Annotated in this window: 13 protein-coding genes and 1 pseudogene; 3 read left to right on the forward strand and 11 right to left on the reverse strand. The window is 67.3% G+C overall.

Translation table 11 applies throughout. The annotated features are described in order from the left end of the window. Positions 1-7 precede the first annotated feature (7 nt). From WME85_RS19420 to WME85_RS19435, 4 genes are all read right to left on the reverse strand, one after another. Complete coding sequence (locus WME85_RS19420; protein WP_437840126.1) at positions 8-3,007, reverse strand: ATP-binding protein; 3,000 nt, start codon at positions 3,005-3,007, stop codon at positions 8-10. 43 nt (positions 3,008-3,050) lie between these two features. Further along, positions 3,051-3,509 (reverse strand): hypothetical protein, encoded by a 459-nt coding sequence (locus WME85_RS19425; protein ID WP_437840127.1) that lies wholly within the window; start codon positions 3,507-3,509, stop codon positions 3,051-3,053. A gap of 102 nt (positions 3,510-3,611) precedes the next feature. After that, positions 3,612-5,045, reverse strand: a complete 1,434-nt coding sequence (locus WME85_RS19430) for a patatin-like phospholipase family protein (protein ID WP_437840128.1) — start codon at positions 5,043-5,045, stop codon at positions 3,612-3,614. Positions 5,046-5,488: 443 nt separating this feature from the next. Next, on the reverse strand, positions 5,489-6,430 hold the full coding sequence (locus WME85_RS19435; RefSeq protein ID WP_437840129.1) for a LysR family transcriptional regulator: 942 nt from the start codon (positions 6,428-6,430) through the stop codon (positions 5,489-5,491). A gap of 131 nt (positions 6,431-6,561) precedes the next feature. Here WME85_RS19435 and WME85_RS19440 point away from each other — a divergent pair, with 131 nt between their 5' ends. The 3 genes from WME85_RS19440 (at position 6,562) to WME85_RS19450 (ending at position 8,548) form a co-directional block, all read left to right on the forward strand. Further along, positions 6,562-7,239, forward strand: a complete 678-nt coding sequence (locus tag WME85_RS19440; RefSeq protein WP_437840130.1) for a class I SAM-dependent methyltransferase — start codon at positions 6,562-6,564, stop codon at positions 7,237-7,239. Positions 7,240-7,411: 172 nt separating this feature from the next. Next, on the forward strand, positions 7,412-7,768 hold the full coding sequence (locus WME85_RS19445) for an antibiotic biosynthesis monooxygenase family protein (RefSeq protein ID WP_437840131.1): 357 nt from the start codon (positions 7,412-7,414) through the stop codon (positions 7,766-7,768). Positions 7,769-7,801: 33 nt separating this feature from the next. Beyond that, positions 7,802-8,548, forward strand: coding sequence for an AAA family ATPase (locus tag WME85_RS19450; protein ID WP_437840133.1), 747 nt, complete (start codon positions 7,802-7,804; stop codon positions 8,546-8,548). Between the two features lie 153 nt (positions 8,549-8,701). Here WME85_RS19450 and WME85_RS19455 read toward each other — a convergent pair. The 7 genes and pseudogenes from WME85_RS19455 to WME85_RS19485 all read right to left on the reverse strand — a co-directional run. After that, positions 8,702-8,965 (reverse strand): annotated as a pseudogene (locus WME85_RS19455) (hypothetical protein); the annotation flags it as partial. A gap of 758 nt (positions 8,966-9,723) precedes the next feature. Beyond that, positions 9,724-10,179 (reverse strand): hypothetical protein, encoded by a 456-nt coding sequence (locus WME85_RS19460; protein WP_437840134.1) that lies wholly within the window; start codon positions 10,177-10,179, stop codon positions 9,724-9,726. Further along, positions 10,098-11,117 carry an RHS repeat-associated core domain-containing protein gene (locus WME85_RS19465; protein ID WP_437840136.1) on the reverse strand — a complete coding sequence of 340 codons (1,020 nt, stop codon included), beginning with the start codon at positions 11,115-11,117 and terminating at the stop codon, positions 10,098-10,100. Before WME85_RS19465 ends, WME85_RS19460 begins: the two co-directional genes overlap by 82 nt. A gap of 170 nt (positions 11,118-11,287) precedes the next feature. Then, positions 11,288-11,536: a hypothetical protein gene (locus tag WME85_RS19470; RefSeq protein WP_437840138.1), complete on the reverse strand. Its 249-nt coding sequence runs from the start codon at positions 11,534-11,536 to the stop codon at positions 11,288-11,290. A gap of 17 nt (positions 11,537-11,553) precedes the next feature. Continuing rightward, positions 11,554-13,410 carry an RHS repeat-associated core domain-containing protein gene (locus WME85_RS19475; RefSeq protein ID WP_437842325.1) on the reverse strand — a complete coding sequence of 619 codons (1,857 nt, stop codon included), beginning with the start codon at positions 13,408-13,410 and terminating at the stop codon, positions 11,554-11,556. Positions 13,411-14,128: 718 nt separating this feature from the next. Next, entirely contained in the window at positions 14,129-16,273 is a 2,145-nt protein-coding gene (locus WME85_RS19480) for a hypothetical protein (RefSeq protein ID WP_437840139.1), read from the reverse strand. A gap of 348 nt (positions 16,274-16,621) precedes the next feature. Next, the gene (locus WME85_RS19485; RefSeq protein ID WP_437840141.1) at positions 16,622-16,807 is read right to left on the reverse strand and encodes a hypothetical protein; all 186 of its coding nucleotides are present in this window, start codon (positions 16,805-16,807) and stop codon (positions 16,622-16,624) included. Positions 16,808-16,832: the final 25 nt, after the last annotated feature.

Below are 16,832 nucleotides of genomic sequence, written 5' to 3' on the forward strand. Positions count from 1 at the left end.
CGGGCGCCTACTTCGGCAAGCTGATGAGGAACGCCGTGAATTCGCCCGGGGCCGTATCCACCCGGATGTCGCCCTGGTGCCCGTCTACCACGATATCGCGGCTGATGGAGAGGCCGAGCCCGGCGCCCTGGCCCGGCGGCTTCGTCGTGAAGAACGGGTTGAAGATCCTCGGCAGCACCTCCGCCGGGATCCCCGTCCCGTTATCGCGGATGGTGATCTCCACCCGGTCGCCCGCGTCCCGCGTCCGGACGGACAGCGTCGGCACGTACGAGGGGCCCCCGACCCGCTGCCTCGACCGCATCGCATGGAATGCGTTGTTCATGAGGTTGATGAGCACCCGGGTCATCTCCGTGGCGTTCACCTCGATCTGGCCGACGGCCTCGTCGTACGCCTCCTCGAAGCAGATCTCGGGGGCGCCTCCACCGCCGCGTGCGCCGTGGTAAGCGAGCTTGACGCTCTCCGCGACCAGCGCGTTCAGCGCGGCCGGCGCCCGCCGCTCCGACGTGTTGCGCGCGTGCAACAACATCCCGTCGATGATGCCGCTCGCCCGGACGCCGTGCTTGTTGATGCAGCGCACGGACTGCTGGAGATCCAGGAGGATCTCCTTGATCTCGCTCACCGCCTCAGGGGCCACGCGCGCCGCGTAGCGGTCGAGGACCTCGTCGACGGCGGCGGCGAGCTCCGCCGAGAGCTCGGCGAAGTTGTTCACGAAATTGAGCGGGTTCTTCAGCTCGTGCGCGATGCCCGCGGTGAGCGCGCCCAGCGAGGCGAGCTTCTCATGGGTGATGAGCTGCCGCTGCGTCGTTTTGAGGTGCTGTACCGTGTGATACAGCTCCTCGTTCTTTGCCTGTAGCTCCCGCGTGCGCTCCTTGACCCGGTGCTCCAGCGTGTCGTAGAGCCGCGCGTTGTCGATCGAGATCGCGGCCTGCGCGGCGAGGAGATCGAGCACCGCGCACCGGTTCGGCGTGAACGCCGAGGCGATGATCCGGTTCTCGAGGTACAGGACGCCGACGAGCTTCTTCTGCTTGACGATCGGCATGCACAGCACCGAGCGGGGCGCCGCCTGTGCGATGTAGGGATCGGCGTGGAAGCGCGGGGCGCGCGGGGCGTCGTCGAGCACCACGGTCTCCCGGGTCCGCTCCACGTACCGCACGATGGTGTGGGCGACATCCTGGCGGGTCGCGATCGCCTCGGCGTGCACGCGGATCGCGGCGCCTTCGTCCGCCTCGACGAAGAGGGGGGCCTCCCCGGTCAGGATGAGGAAGCCCCGCTGCGCTCCGGCGCTCTCGAGGACCGTGCGCATCAGGGTCCGGAGCAGGTCGTCGAGGACGATCTCGCCCGAGATCGCCTGGGAGGCCTGGAGGACCGCCGCCAGGTCGAGGCTGGCCCCGCTCGACGAGGCGCCGTGATCCGGCGCCCCGGAGGGCAACAGCTCGCCGTAGCGCTGCTCCATCCGAGTGATCTTTGCGTCGGCGCCCCAGCGGGAGAATGCGTGGCGCGCGTCGCTCAGGTAGGCCCTCGCGATGCGCCGCCGCCCCCTCTCCAGGTAGAGCCGCGCCGCGAGCTCGCAGGCGATCGCCTGGACGTGGGTGAAGTCGTGCTGCACGGCCGACTCGATCGCGCGGTCGAACAGCTCGCCGGCCTCGTCGTACCTGCCGTCGAGCCGGGCCAGCTCCGCCGAGAGGACGAGGTGCTTGTGCTCGAAGTTCTCGGGGCATGAGCGCGCCCACCCCTCCATTTTTCTCACGCCATCCTCGATGGCGTCCCGGTACCTCGCCCGGTCGCCCGCGGCGGCAGCGGGGAGGAGCTCGGCGAAGAGCAGCGCCTGGTAGAAGCGGAGCTCTGGCTCCCCGCCGATGTGCCCGAACATCGCCGCTATGACCGTCTCCGCCTTCGCCGCCATGGCGAGCGCGCGATCGTGCTCGCCGAGGAGATAGGCGGCCTGGAGCGAGCAGTTATAGTAGGCCCCGAGGGGGCTCAAGTAATGAGCGAGCTTCTCCTCGATGATGTCCCCCGCGAGGATGCTCTCCTCCTCGGGCCGGATTGCCCCTGCGGTCAGGAGCGCGGCCGTTCGCTCGAAGATGGCGATGGTGTGCGACATGTCGAGGTGGTTCACGCGCCTCGTGAGCTCGCGGTTCTTGCTGGCCAGCGCGCGGACGCTCCGGAGTTCATCGCCGCAGAGCAGGTGCATATAGACCGCCTGCATCGCGGCGACGCTCGCGTAGAGCACCTCTCCAGACTCGAAGCACCCGGCGTGTGCCTGCTCGATGTACGGCAGGGCCTCCGAGACTGGCTTACGCCAGCCGTTCAGGAACGCACCGAAGTAGAACTTGATGAGCGAGCGCGCCTGCAGATCGTCGAATCGCTCGCTGACGGCGAGGGCGACCCGGCCGAGCTCGTACGCCGCGGCGTGGTCCCCGACGACCATGGCGTACGTCACGTAGCCGATCGCCGAGCCGACAGCGTGCCCGTGCTCGATCGACCGCGTGACCAGGGTGCACGCCAGGAGCTGGAAGAGCGCCGGTTGCTGGTAGGGGCCGTGGAGCACCGTCTCGGACAGGAGGAGGTGCCGCACCTGCTCGTCCTTGTCGGTCACCGCCGGCAGGTCGGCCAGGGCGGCGATGGAGCGGCCGGCGAGGAGCGCCTCGAGCTTCTCCCGAGCTGCGACGCTGGCGTCGGCGAGCCCCTCTGTAGAGGGGATGTCGATCCCGTAGATGCGGAGAGCCGCGTGCCCGGCGTCGATGGCCTTCGCGAAGCTCCCTCGGCTGACCAGCAGCGACATCTCGAGCCGGTACGTCTCGACCCGATCGGCGTCGAGGCGCGCCTCGCGCCGGATCCGCTCGAAGAGCGAGGCCGCGCCCTCGTGATCGCCGAGCAGGTAGGCCGCCTCGGCGTGGTGCCGATGGAGGGCGAACGTGAGCTCGTAATCGCGCTCCCACGCGTCCTCCGGGAGGAGATCGACCCCGGTCTTGAGGTAACGGACGGCCGGCGCGCTTGACGTGCCCAAGTGGGGTCGATGAAGATGTTAGAGGGCTCGAGGTCCTTGTGGACTACCCGCCGCCGGTGCAGCTCCCCGAGGGCCGCGAGAGCTGGACGGCGATGCCGAGGGCCTGCTCGACGGAGCGCGGCCCGTCATCAAGGAGGCTCCGCAGCGTGCGCCCGCCGGGGTCCTCGTGGATGACGACGAGGGCCTTGCCGTCCCTCCTGGTCCCGAGCACCTTCAGCACGCAACTCAGATCCAGGCTGGACGCGAGGTCAGCGCCGTACTTGAGCTGCGCGAGGTCGCTGGGGGAGGGGTATTCGTGCGCGGGGCGCCGCAGCAGGAGTGTCCGGCCATCGAGGCGCGCCCGGACGACCTGCGCGGTCTTGCCCCTGGCGACGACCTCGGTGACCTCGTAATCGCGAACGGATGAAATGGCGTAATTGTGAACAGATTGTATTGGGACGTCGCGTTCCTCCCCGATCCCTGAGGGCTCGCGGCCCCTCGAGCCACGGTCAGATCGATGCACTCTCTCCGGTCCAAGGCGCCACGTCAAGCCTCTGCCGGATGCACATCGGAATTCTTCAACGATTGGCTCCACACCACGGCGCGACGCCCGAGACGGGATTCTTCACGCCTGCGCAGGGGGGGCTCGGCGCGACCGGGTGGGCCGCTCCGGCCACCAGTGGTCGTCGAGCCATTGGCGGAGTTTTTCGTGCTCCGCTACGTTATGCTTTTCATCCGCGGACAGGGGCTCATGAGACGAATTCGGGATGCCGCGTATGGCGTTCCAGGGCAGATCCATCTTGCTGACCGGCAGCCTCAATACCATCAGGCGGAACATCGCGCGCACCACGTTGATGCGCGGGGCGAAGCGGTGGAAACGGTCACCCAGGATCCGCTTGCACTGGCACGCCTCTTCCGTGCCCGTCCCGTGGACGAGCAGGTTGGCCAGCAACGTGGGCCGCCGGAGGTAATCGAGCCACCCCCAGGAGGCGGCGCCTATGCCCGAGAAACAGAGATCTCCCTGTATCGCCTCGCGTGCGTCGCTCGAGAAGAGATAATGCGCCAGCTTTGACGCCTTCATCGGCATGAAGGCCAGGCGTGCGTCGCGGTCATCGACCGCGAGCAAGGCGAGCAGGGCGAGGAGGCCGCCCCGGTGCTCGATGTTCGCCTCCTCCGCCGTCTGCGTGACCCCGAGCGAGAGGACCCGGAGTTGATCTATCGGGACTTTGAGGTGGCGAATCGCGAGCGATGTCGCGGCCATCACGGGGTTGTTCGCCGAGAAGATCCCGTCGAGGTATCCGTAGTTATCCTGCCCGCCGAACACGGGCATGACGACGGGCAGCGAGGCGGTGCACATCGCGACGTCCACCAGGGACAGGTTCTGGTCGCGCTCGCGGTCCTTCGCACCTTCCTCGTCCATCGCGCCGTCCTCGTCGCTGAGCGACCAGAAATTGCGAAACACGCGGGTTGACCAGGCCTTGGTGTCGAAGCTGACGACCGCCACGTGCTTCCTCAGGGACCCGAGCGTGCGGTCGGTAAAGTGCCTCGCCAGGACCTCCTTCACTCTTTCACTCTTCAGGAACGGCTGCTGTCCGGTGAGGAATCGCTTCATCTCCCAGAGCGCGTTCGGGAAGTAGCGCATGTCCCGCAGGTGCTCGAACAGCTGGCGCCGCTTTTCGGCATAAAACTTCGCTTGCTTGTGTCTCGGCTTGCCCATCCACATCGCGAGCTCGAGCAGGGACCCCGCAAGCTGCAGCGGCGCCCCGAGTCCCCTCGTCGCGCAGCACACGCTGGCGAGCTCCTCGGAGAACGCGATGCACCCGTTGATGATCTCGCGCGCCCTGCACGCGGTCACCTCATGATTACCGGCCTCGATCTCCGTGGTGAGCGCCTGGGCGAGGTACAAGGACATGAGCGCGCCGTCGGAGGAGCCGGCGAAAAGATCGACCTGCCCGAGAAAGCTGGGCTCGTTGTCGGAGCGCCTGCGCTCGAGCTCGAGCAGAATGTCGAGTTGGATGAGCGGTCCGGGACCGCCATCCATGCTGAGAATGTTGACCATGGTGATATCCCTGTCTATCAGCGCCAGGTCGGTCTCGTCACTTCCACGGGATCCGCGCGGCACGGGCGCCCGCCGGAGCGGTCTCGCTCGCAGGAGCGGGTTAGCAGTGTTCGTGCCATCCGCGCCCGTATCGCCATCGCGGGGTGGCGGCGGCCGCGACGATGCGCGTGGAGGCGGCGACCAGCCTCGCAGCGATGGGGGTAGCCCCGGAGGTGGGCCGGCGCCCCTGCGGGTAAGATCCTGCCGGGCCGATCGCTGCCGGCAAGGTCTTGCCGGGCAACAACCTGCTCCACGCCGAGTCCCGAGCGCCGGGACGGGTTCCGAGGCGGTGGTCAGCCCCGACGTCATCCGCGAGGCGCCTGGAGGCGGGCCGGCGCCCGCTCGGGCAAGAACCTGCCGGGCCGATCGCTGCCGGCAACGTCTTACCGGGCAAACATCCCTCTTTAGCCCGCCGCCCGAGCGCCGGGGACGCGTTCCGATCGGAGCTCCGCGATCGACCGGCAGACGCGGCGGAGACGGTCGCGCAGCCACCGGTGCGCGGGGTCGGCGTCGAAGCGGGGGTGCCACGCCTGCGCGATGGTGATGGCCGGCGTGGGCACGGGCAGCGGGAACGTGACGAGGTCGAAGCGCGGCGCGGCATGCGCGAGCCATTTCGATGGGAACGCGCCGACGAGGTCGGAGCTGGCGAGGAGGCACAGCGCCGCGTAATGGCCGGACGCCACGGCCGCGGTGGTCCGGGCGAGCCCCTTCTTCTTGAGGGCCTCGTCGATGGGGCCCCAGGTCTTCCCGAGCCTGGAGACGCCGAGGTGGGCGTGCTCGACGAACCGCTGCAGCGTCACCTTGCCGGACGCGAGCGGGCTGCCGCGGCGCACCACGCCCACGAAGCGGTCCCTGGCGAGCGCCTGGACGCGGATCTCCGGGCCCATGTCGCCGATGATGCCGACGTCGAGATCGATCCGGCCCTCCCGGAGCGCGGCGACGTCCTCGTCGCCCTCGGGGAGGAAGCGGACGATGACGCGCGGCGCCTCGGCCCTCAGCGCGTCGAGGAGCGGGGCGCCGAGGAGCCCGAGCATGCCGTCGCTGGTCCGGACGGCGAAGCTGCGGGTGAGCGCGGCGACGTCGAGCGCGCCCCCTTCGCGGAGCACCGCGCTGGCCGAGGCGACCACCGCGCGCACGCGCGGGCGCAGCTCCGCGGCGCGCGGCGTGGGCACGAGCCGCCGGCCGGCGCGCACGAGGATCGGGTCGCCCACGGCCTCGCGGACGCGCGCGAGCGTGCGGCTCATGGCCGAGGGGCTGAGGTGCATCCGCTTCGCGGCGACGAGCACGCTCTCCTCCTCGAGGAGCACGTCGAGCGCGACGAGCAGGTTCAGATCCATGGAGTGCATGGAACGCAACGATACCTTAACGATCATGCACTGGAAGTCATGTCTCTTCGGGCGCAGGCTCCGCGTCGAACAGGGCAGCAGCGAGGGCAGCAGCGCCGTCGCCGTGGGCCTGCCCGGAGGAGCCATCCATCATGAGCACCACGCTCGATTCGCCGCGCGTTCAACGGACCCTCGACCGCCTCTTCCAGGACGCCGACAGCGGCGATCCGCGCATCCTCGCCCGCGTCCGCGGCGACTTGGAGCGCCGCGGGCCGAGACCCGACCCCGAGGCGCTCGCCGAGCTCCTCGCCGACGCCTATCTGCCGGTTTCCCGCGAGGTCGGGCGGCTGCTCCACCTCCTCGCCTTCGCGACGAGGGCGCGCACGGTGGTGGAGTTCGGGACGTCCTTCGGGATCTCGACGGTGTTCCTGGCCGCGGCCCTCCGCGACGGCGGCGGCGGGCGGGTGATCGGCAGCGAGATGCACCCGGAGAAGGTGCGGCGAGCGCGGCACAACCTCGACGAGAGCGGGCTCGGCGATCTCGTCGAGATCCGCGAGGGAGACGCCCTGGTGACGCTCCGGGACGTGGAAGGGCCGATCGATCTCCTGTTGCTGGACGGCTGGAAGAACCTTTATTTGCCGGTGCTCCGGATGCTCGAGCCGCGGCTGCGGAGGGGCGCGCTCATCGTCGCCGACGACCTCGACATCGCGCCCGATGACCTGCGGCCCTACCTCGACCACGTCCGCGGCGCAGGCAGCGGTTACGGGTCGGTGGAGATCCCGCTGGGGGACAAGCTGGAGGTCTCCTGCTGGCACGGACGCGAGGCATGAAGCGGCGATCCCGACCCGACCGGATCCGGCGCCTTCACATGGCACATCGACTGGTGCGGATTCTTTAGCTCGGTGTGAACGGCGGGGGGCGAGCGCCGGGCTGGCGTGACCAGCGGCGTTGGCCCCCGCAGCGCCGATCCGGTACCCTGATCGAGCTGTCGAAGGAGGCCACATGATCCGACGGATCTGGCACGGCTGGACGAGCCCCGAGAACGCAGACACGTACGAGGCGCTGCTGAAGACGGAGATCTTCCCGGCGATCCTGGCGAAGCAGGTGCGGGGCTTCCGCCGCATCGAGCTGCTCCGGCGCCCGCTCGGGGACGAGGTCGAGTTCGTCACCATCATGTGGTTCGACTCGATCGAGGCCGTGAAGAGATTCGCCGGCGAGGATCACGAGACCGCGTACGTGCCGGCGAAGGCGCGCGCCGTCCTCACGCGCTTCGATGCCCGATCGCAGCACTACGAGCTCCGCGAGGCGCGAGAGAGCGAGGACGAGAAAGCCAGCGAGAGCAGCGCTGACAATGCGTGACGTCTCCCGGCAGGCGCGCCGAGCGACCCCCTCATGAAGCGCGCCCACCTCCAGCCCGGCTTCATCCGCTCCGTCCAGCTCCTGCGCGAGCGTGTCGCCGACTTCTCCAGGTACCCGTTCAGCATCCCCGCCGTGCGCGCCCTCGAGGAGCTCGCGCTGCACCCGAAGGTGACCTTTTTCGTGGGCGAGAACGGCTCCGGCAAGTCGACCCTCATCGAGGCGCTCGCGCTGCTGGCCGGCTTCAACGCGGAGGGCGGCTCCAAGGGGTTCAACTTCTCGACCCGGCGCTCCGAGTCGGAGCTGCACGCGGCCATGCGGCTCGTCCGCGGGCCGCGCCGGGAGAAGAACGGCTTCTTTCTCCGCGCCGAGAGCTTCTACAACGTCGCCACCCAGGTGGACGAGCTGGGGGTGACCCAGTTCTACGGTGGCACGTCGCTGCACGAGCAGTCGCACGGCGAGTCGTTCCTGGCCCTCATGAAGCACCGGTTCAGGCCGGACAGCCTCTTCATCCTCGACGAGCCCGAGGCGGCGCTGTCGCCGGCCAGGCAGCTCACGCTGCTCGCGCGGATGCACGAGCTCATCGAGAAGGGGAGATCGCAGTTCATCATCGCCACGCACTCGCCCATCGTGCTGGCCTATCCAGCGGCGTCGATCTACCTGCTCTCGGAGGGCGGTATCGCGCCCGTGGCGTATGAAGAGACGGACCACTTCGCGCTCACGCGCGATTTCCTGCTGCACAGGGATCGCTTCTTCCGCGAGCTCTTCCGGGACGATGAGTGAGGATCGCGCGAGCGACGGCGCACGACAGGCCGCCGCGGCGGCGAAGGTGCCAGAAGCGATCGGGGGTGGAGTCTCGGTGCTGCCCTGCGGGCAGGGCGGAGCGTATCCGGGAGCTCTCGACAGGGGCCGATGGTCCCCGACGCCACCGGCGAGCTCCTTGCCCGTGTACCGGTAGCGCTTCCGGCTGACCTCGGCGGCGCTGCTGGTCGACCAGTACGCCGTCGTGCCGTAGGGGTGATACTCTTCATAGGAGATCACGAGCCCGCCATCATCGAGCTCCAGAACCGCAGAACCGAGGTGGTTGTCGAGCTGGTAGCGCAGCCGCGGCGTCACCGTGAAGGGCCCCGAGGTGTCGACGGTCTTGGTCTCGACCATGGCGACCCGCCGCGCGCCATCCATCACGTGGAGCGTCTGGCGCCCGTTCCAGGCGCGGAGCCGCTGCCCTGTCGCGTCCGCCAGCATCCAGCGCTCGCCGCCGTCGTTGCTCTTCTGATAGAGCAGCTGCCCGCCCATCCCGAAGCGATGGAGCATGGCCTGGTTGCCGCGAGCATCGGTGATCGCGAGCGGCTGCCCCTCGATGTCGAGCGTCGTCTGCGTGACGTACTGCCCCTCGGCGCCGTTGTCCGCCACCGCGCGGAACACCCGCCCCAGCGCGTCCAGGTGGCTGACGGCCGGCGTGCCGGCGTGCGCGGCCGCCAGGTCCGCCGCCCGGCGCTCGGGATCGCCCGCCGGCAGCGCCTGGCGACGGGTGCCAGGCTATCATAGTTCGACTACGAGCTAGAGACGAGCTCTCGCAAGTTGTCGATTGTTTTTGCCAATAGAATGTATGGGCAGTCAGTGAATGAGACGCCAGGGATCGGGGGTTGCCTGTTGAGGAATGATGACGGAACAATGTCACCGAACTGCTTGAGTTTTGCGTCGACAGCTAGAAGTAGCTTGCAGAAGCATGATATCGATTCGTGTGACGAGGCGACGTGATCAAGATTCATGTCGATCGTTCCAGGTCCGTAGTCGGCGAGAGTTTGGGACCATTCGTGGGCCAGGTTCGTCAATAGATGGTAGACCTCTGGGTTTTGCTGTACCTCATCAATCATGACGCGTGTGACCGCAATGAGGTCGAGATCGTTGAAGTGAGCTGCGTTTTGTCTTGCGGTCTGGATCGAATTCGCCATTCGTTACCTCAGGAATAATACCTTTTTAGTTGCGCCGGCCGCGGCGGCCTCGACCATGTTCTGAACTTTTGCGGCATTCTGTGCAGATAGGTCTGTGAGGTCGACGAATAGTGCACGGGTCGCAGTGTTTGCCTGGATGTATTTGATCGCGGCCTTGGCGAGCCCCTCAACGCTTCCTGTGCCAGGAATCGGCCCCTTGAGACTGATAGGGCCGAGTACCGTGTCGACAAAATCGATTGCGGTATCCGCACTGCGCTTGATCTGGCGGCCAAGCACTTGCTCGATGCGTGCTCCCGCCGCCCCCTCGGCAGCGAGGAAGCCTCTGGCGGGATCTGTACCAAGCTCAAGCTGGCGGGCACGCAGCTGTAGGAGTTGTGTCAGCTCTCCTCTGGCGCCAGCGGCGACTCCAGAAGCGCCATTTCCTGCGAGCTCCTCTCCTCCTTTTTTTTTGTAATCCACTGTTCGATTCTACTGGCCGCCCTTTGGCCGAAAGAATTCGTAATTGATTTGATTTTCCTGAACGCTCCGACCGCCTTGCCCCAGGCGACGTTCAACGTGAGCCAGGCCGCTTGACCTGTCGCGCTGGCGTTCTTCTCACCGCCTGAACCTCCCGGGATGCCGCCGCTCACGCCATCTTCGCTTGGTAGCTGCATCCCCATGATTCCCATGACGAACACAGCGAAATCGAGCAGTGTGTTTCCGGGCCCAGTACCTCTGCCATTTCCCTCAGCGTTGCCGCTTCCCTTGGCACCCGCTCCGTGATGTTCGCCGGGGCCCGCGAGAATGTTTGTATCGCTCGGTCGTCCCGAGCCTGTCGGCCCCGGAGGAAGGCCTGAGGGTGATGGGTTCGGGTTCGTGCGCCGCTTCGGTGATTCCCCAGGACCGCCAGAGTCTTCAGTGTCTACCGTTTGGCTCCGCGCAGTTGGCCCCAGATCAACTAGCTTCTGAATGTCGGTGTCGGAGAGGCCCAGGTTGCATAACCGCTGGACGTTGGGATCGTTGGGATTCAGCGGCTTGCGTCCGTTCGGATCCATGAACCGCACGGGATTGCTGGCTGCATACTCATGGAAATTGAGCCCTCCCTCCAAACCCGCTGGATCCGCGCTCGTCCATCGCCCCAGCCAAGGCGCATAATACCTCGCGCCGTAGTAGTAGAGCCCCGTCTCCTCATCCTTCTCCTTGCCCGTGTACCGGTAGCGCTTCCGGCTGACCTCGGCGGCGCTGCTGGTGGACCAGTACGCCGTCGTCTCATACAGGTGGTACTCCTCGTGCCCGATCACCAGCCCCGCCCCGTCGACCTCCAGCGACGCCGACCCGAGGTGGTTGTCGAGCTGGTAGCGCACCCGCGGCGTCACCGTGAACGGCCCCGAGGTATCCACCGTCTTCGTCTCCACCATCGCCACCCGCCGCGCGTCATCCATCACGTGCAGTGTCTGCCGCTCCAGCGCGCGGTCGGTAGACCTCTCGATGTTGGGGAATGGGGTCTCGACGGTCGAGACCCGAACGTAGAGGGCTGCCTTCTATTAGAGGAAGGTGAATGAACCGGAGCCATTTTAACCCACAGCGCTCATTCCGCGGTCCAACCATTCACCTCGTCGAGAAGCGAGGCGGGGATCAAATGAGGAAAATCCGCCACGAACTGCGCAACGTCTTTCTGAAGCTGCCTTAGCGAATCCCGCTGCGTTTGTCCCCTGAAGCGCAGAGTATCGTCACATCGCAGGCGCAGCCACTCGACATCCAGGCGCGGAGCGTCTATGGATTTTTCGAGGGCGAGCAAGCAGGTCCGGAGTCGTTCAACTGTGTCGATTGTGGCCATAGAACCGTTCGCGTTCTTTAGTGAGTGTTCTGTACCATCCACTTGATGCCATCTTTGGTCTCTCGATAGAGGAATCGGGCCGAGATTTCTCGTCCCTTGATATCTAGTGATGTCCATCCATTGAGATCGCCTTTGAGAGGATGTGGAGTTCTCGCCCCGAGCCGCGCCGCAGCCGTCGCATCTCCTGCGCGCGAGGCCTGAAGGTCCGCGATGATGTCGAAGACCTCGGGATGTAGCTCTTTCGGAATCCCTTCGAACGGATGCGGCGTTGAGCCGAGCGCCCGATCCGGACGCAATGAAGGCACCAGTTCTTCGGCCGCGGGAGCAGCCACTCCTTCCGTTGCGTCCGTACTCCTTGGCTTTCTTGTGGTTGACCCGCGCTTGGCGTCGCCACCAGCCTGTCCTTTGTTGGCGGATGACGCGGGTTTCGTGGTGCCCCCCGCTTTGCCTCCGGTACTGAGGGCCGTCGTAGCGGTACCGACCGTCTTCAGCCCTGGCGCACCGAAGCCGCCGCCTGAGGCAGCGGCTTCGCCTACGACGGCAGCGCCGCTGGTAACGCGCCCCCCAGCAGTTGCTAGAGCAGGCGATCCGGACTTAACAGCCGCCGCGGCGCCTTCGATGGTCCTGCCTACCGCGGCCGCACCTCTGGCGGCTCCGGCACCTCCGGCCGCCAGGGTTACGGCATCCGCGGCATTCAAAACGACGTCGAGCGACCGACTTGCGATCTTCTCCTTACTCTTGTTGCCATCGTAATGAGTCGCCTCCCAAGCGATATCACCGAGCGCCTCACCAGTATCTTCGACGAGGTGACCCGCCCCGCTTACGATGATCTTGATAAGGCCTGACACGCCTTCCTTTTTGACAACCTCCTTGATGGATTTAGGTGCATTGGTGATGGCCTCGCCACGCTTGTGCAGGTTCTGGACAAGGCCATTGGCAATGGGGCTCATTGGGTTGTAGATGCTATCGAGTTGCTCCTCCAGCCAGCTCAAGTGTCCTGTCGGATCCCGAAGCAAAACGGGATTTTCACGCACGTACGCGTACAGGTTCGGCCCATCCACCATCCCCGCCGGATCCGCGCTCGTCCACCTCCCGAGCCAAGGCGCATAATATCTCGCGCCGTAGTAGTAGAGCCCCGTCTCCTCATCCTTCTCCTTGCCCGTGTACCGGTAGCGCTTCCGGCTGACCTCGGCGGCGCTGCTGGCGGACCAGTACGCCGTCGTGCCGTAGGGGTGATACTCTTCATAGGAGATCACGAGCCCGCCATCATCGAGCTCCAGAACCGCAGAACCGAGGTGGTTGTCGAGCTGGTAGCGCAGCCGCGGCGTCACCGTGAAGGGCCCCGAGGTGTCGACGGTCTTGGTCTCGACCATGGCGACCCGCCGCGCGCCATCCATCACGTGGAGCGTCTGCCGCTCCAGCACCAGCCCAGTCGCGTCGCGCCTGCGGTAGACCTCGTAGCCGCCGAGGTAGATGCGCTCCTCGACGAGGCCGCTGTGCTCCCAGACCTTGCGCACGCGCTGCCCGGACGCGTCGTAGGTGTAGTGGACGACGCCGCCGCCGCCGAGGTCGGTGCTCCGTAGCTGGTCGTTCTCGTCCCAGGTGAGCGCGTCGATGTGCGGCATGGCCGTCATGTTGCCGTGCTCGTCGTGTGCATACGTGGCGCTGTAGGGCCCGTTCACCGGATCCGCTGGCACGCTGGTGCTGTTCAGCCGGTTGCTAGTGGCCTCGTACGCATACCGCCGGGTCCAGCCGCCCGCACCGGCCTGGTGCACCATCCGCAGCAGGTTGCCAACAGCATCGTAGACGTACTGCTCGGTATAGTTCCGGAGCGCCTGCGCGTCGTTGGCGTGCGGCAGCGACTGGATGGGCATGTCGTTCTGGTCGCGCTGCACGTCGGCGAGGCTGGCGTGCTCCCGCCCGGTAGCCTGGATGAGCCGGTAGATCGCGTCGTATACATACTGCGCGCTGGGCGAGACCACGGCGTTGTTGAAGAACACCGTCTGCTGGGCGCTGTCGCCGATCTCGACGATGTTTCCGGCCGGGTCGTACACATAGGTGAGGTTCTGCAGCACGGCGCTGTCGGCGCTGCGCGTCGTCTTCAGGCGCGAGAGGCGGAAGGTGAGGGGATCGTAGGTGTAGGCCGTGGAGGTGCCGTTGCCGTAGTCGATCCGCTCGCGCCGGCCCTTGGCGTCGTAGTCGATGTCGTCGACGAACGTGGTCCACGCCGCCGCGCCGCGGACGCGCGCCTCGACGCGCTCGAGCAGGCCTGCCTCGTTGTAGGTGGGCCTGAGCTCGCTCGTGTCCGGCGCGGTCACGCTCGTCGGGCGGTCGAGCGCGTCGTACGCGGTCTGGGTAGCGAAGCTCTCGGCCTCGAGCAGCGGCTCGGCCGCCGCGGCGATGGCGGCGACATCGGTGAGGTCCGCCAGCACCGACCAGTCGGCGTCTGCGTGCACGTCGCTGCGCAGCCGGCGCGAGGCCTGCAGCAGGTTGCCCTTGAAGTCGTGCGCCAGGCTGGTCACCACACCGGCGCCATCATACACCTGGTAGGGCCGTCCGCGCAGGTTCAGCGCCGTCGCCTGGGGATGGGCTTCACCGTAAACATAACGGCGGACCAGGCGCTCGCTGCCCGAGGCGGGCTGCACGTGCTCGTGGGTCGGCCGGCGTAACGCATCGTAGGAAGAGCGGTAGACGAACCCGCGCCCGTTCCAGGCGCGGAGCCGCTGCCCTGTCGCGTCCGCCAGCATCCAGCGCTCGCCGCCGTCGTTGCTCTTCTGATAGAGCAGCTGCCCGCCCATCCCGAAGCGATGGAGCATGGCCTGGTTGCCGCGAGCATCGGTGATCGCGAGCGGCTGCCCCTCGATGTCGAGCGTCGTCTGCGTGACGTACTGCCCCTCGGCGCCGTTGTCCGCCACCGCGCGGAACACCCGCCCCAGCGCGTCCAGGTGGCTGACGGCCGGCGTGCCGCCCCATGCGGACGACGCTCTGGGCGGAGTCGAGCCCGTAGCCCATCAGCGTCCTGATCTCGGAGGCAGAGGGGGTGATCTTGTGCAGCCTCTCCATGCCGGCGAGCTGGGCGGCCACGACGGCGGGCTGCGCGGCGAAGGAGAGGGCGGACGAGTTGCCGCTGAGATAGGCGCGGAGCCGGGTCCTCCCGAGCTCGAAGTTCGGCTGTTCATTGAGGAAGCGCACGGCGTCGGCGAGGGCCGGAGCGGCCGTGCCGAGGCGACCGGCGAGGGCGGCGCTCGGGAATTCCCTCTCGAGGGTCCAGGTCAGGACCGAGGCATAGTTCTGCTTCTTCTCCTGCGTCGTGGCGCCTGGCACGCCGGCGGGAACGCCGATGGGCGCGCCGTTGACCGTCTGGTCGAGCACGGCGAGCCAGTCGCTCACGTCGCGTCGCGCCAGGTCGCGCAGCGATTGCACCGCGCCGGACGCGATCTGCTCGTTCAGCTTCTTGACCAGCGGCAGGTGGTCGCGGGTTAGCGCGCCGAGCTGGACGACTCGCTGGGTGTTGTCGACCGCGCTTTGCGTCAGGAGCGGCGCCGGAGAGCGGAGCCCGCTCCAGTAGCTCGACATGCTCCCCTGGAACCTGACGTGATGATTGAGCAGCACCTGCCGGTCGCTCGAGGCGGGCAGGGTGTTCGCGAGCAGCTGATCGAACGATCCCGCGCCGGCCGTCCGCTCCTCGGACGCGCTCGCCGCGACGAGGGGCTTGAGCTGCGCCATCACCGCGTCGATCTGGGCCTCGGACAGCCGGGGGATGACGCGCTCCTCGGACGCCCAGGTGATGGCTTCACGCAGCGTCGGGAGGCCGCGCGAGAGCAGCTCCGCGCGATTGGCGGAGAGGCCCCACCGGAGCAGGCCATAGAAGATCTCGGGGGCGATGGCGGTCCCGACGGCCATCCTGGACGCGTCAGCGACCCTGGCGAGCCGCTCGCGATCCACGCCGGCGCTGCAGGCCACCAGGGCGAGGGTGTCCTCGTCGAGGTCCTCCAGGTCGGCCCCGCCGAGCGCAGGCACGGCCGCGGCCGCGACGCGATCGTACTCTGTCGGCGCGCGGTACTGATCGCCCTCGACCACCACGTCGACGACGGCGGTCGCCGGCGCGTGGCAGAGATGGGCAGCGGTCACGAAAGTCTCGCTGTCATAGATCTGCACCTCGAGGTCCGGGAGCTGCTTTCCGGCGCGTCCGAGCTCGCTCCGGGTGTAGCCGACCTGATAGAACCCGCCGGCGTCCGTCTCGGCCTCTCCGAGCTTCGTGAGCGTTATTCCCGAGGCGGTGACGTTCCGATCGAACACGTAGACGAGCAAGAGCTGGAGCGGCCCGCCGTTCGGGTCGGTGACCCGCCCGCGCACGGTCCAGTGCGCCGGCGACCCTGTGCCCTCGGGCTTCGCCGGGTCGACGCCGATGCGCAGCACGGCGTCGGTCGAGCGGTCGTACCACAGCAGGGAGTCTCGCGTATCGGCGAGCAGCTGGCTGCCCTGGTAGACACGGAAGAACCCCGACACGGCGTGAGAGCCGAGGATCGGCCGGAGCGTCGCCACGTCGAGCTCGAAGGCGAACGCGCCGACCGAATCGGTCGTGGCAGCGGAGACGATCTGAGGCGGCGTGGTGCTCACCAACACCTCGATCGTCGCGTTGTCCACGCCGGCAGCCTCCTCGTTCCCGGCGAGGTTGGCGGTATCGACGACGCGACCCATGAGGGTGATCTTCTGCTTGTCCCGTTCCATTGCCATGCGATGACCTCTCGAGGGAGCTTATGGAGTGAGTCGACGAGCTCGCCGTCCGCGCGCGCGGGTATTGAGCAATTCGAGGAGCTTATAGAGGCCAGTGGCCGCGTGCCATGTCGAGAAGCTGCCCGCGGCGACGGGGCGAAGGCATCCGGTCGCGATCCTGCCCTTGCGATCCGCTCGCGGCACCTGGACCCCTGGCGCAGGCCGTGGGTGACGCATTGTCGAGCCCGGATTCATCCTCGACGAGACCGAGGCGGCGCCGTCGCCGGCCAGGCAGCTCACGCTGCTCGCGCGTATGTACGAGCTCGTCGAGAAGGGGCGATCGCAGTTCAACATCGCCACGGCGGACGCTCAGGTGTGGCGGAAGCTCGTCGACGCGGTCAGCGTCCACGCGTCGCTCGCGGGATCGTAGATCTCGGCGGTTTCGCCGGCGTCGGCGAGGACCACGATCTCCTCCGCGGTCCCGCCGTAGATCCTGCCGCCGATCGGACCGCGGGCTCCATTTTGCTGGGCCCGCCCGCCCGTTTGGGGGTTCAATGCCGTGAAAGCGCGCTGGCCGGGA

It is taken from the genome of Sorangium sp. So ce1153, assembly GCF_051521595.1.
Classification (GTDB): Bacteria; Myxococcota_A; Polyangia; order Polyangiales; family Polyangiaceae; genus Sorangium.